Consider the following 1,142-nt stretch of genomic DNA (forward strand, 5'->3'; position numbering starts at 1 on the left):
TTTTTCAAATAATACTTAGTCGTAACTACCAAACCAATTAAGATCACGCCAATCAAGCCTGTATAACCAAGAACTCTGACCCCGGTTTGTGGTAGCTTACTACGGTTAGCTTTTTGATGCGCTGCCGCAGTATAAGCGCCATTACGCTCATTTTTCTTGCCACCGTTGGTTGCATTTACACTTGGAGCCGTTGCTTTGGGTGCTGCCGGATTTGGTGTTGACGGTTTAGTTGGTGCGGTTGATTTTGGTACAACCGGCTTTGTTGGCATCTCTTTTGGTACAATTGGTAGCGTTGGCATTGGTTTTGGTGCAATTGGTAGCGTTGGTATCTCTTTTGGTGCAATTGGTTTTGTTGGCATCGTCAGCGTTGGCTTGATCTTACGAACTTCCGTCCGATAAGGTTCAATCACTTGAGAACCATTTGCTGCAAAGGCAAAGGAATTATATGCCTTTTGTTCTTTTTCAACACCGTTAGTCGGGACATTTAAACTGAACTGAATCAACATATCATCGCCACTAACCCATTTTTGACCGCGCTTAAGGGTTAATTTAAACGTATGAATTGTCGACCAATCTTTAACTTGATCAGCGCTGACCCATTTAGCATCTTCTGCATTCGGTGCATCCTGTAATTTTTGTGCAGAACTTGGATAGATTGTATTAGCATCTAAAATTCCAGCTTTTTTAGGATTTTTAGTCGTCGCGTAACTAATGTTAACCTTATTCTGCCATTCTTTCGGTAATTGAATTGGACCGGCTAAGGTCATGTCAAATTCAGAACCACGACTCTCATTAGTCGTGATTGAAAGATCATTAACACTTGGCAATGTATCCATTAAAATCATTTGATTTAATTCATTATCAGATGTGTTGGTTAAGCGTAATTGATAATCGATAACACTACCATCCGTTGCATCAACTGATTGCGAGCTGTTTCCGGCAATCAGATTATCAACCTGAAGGGCGCTGCCCTTATCAAAGTAATAATCCATTCCGGAAGAAAACATTGCGGCATCTGTACCTTTTCCATTCAGATTATCGGTATCGGTTGATTTAACCGTATCGGTAATAACTGGATCGCCCTTAATCTCAGGAACTGAAAAATTATCAGTGTCTAAAAAGCTATAAACTTTTAATTCTGG

The 1,142-nt window shown here is 40.4% G+C and carries 1 pseudogene; it reads right to left on the bottom strand.

The features are described 5' to 3' along the window. Window positions 1–1,142 (bottom strand): annotated as a pseudogene (locus FC90_RS09335) (hypothetical protein); the annotation flags it as partial.

The organism is Latilactobacillus graminis DSM 20719 (assembly GCF_001436415.1).
In the GTDB taxonomy this organism is placed as follows: Bacteria; Bacillota; Bacilli; order Lactobacillales; family Lactobacillaceae; genus Latilactobacillus; species Latilactobacillus graminis.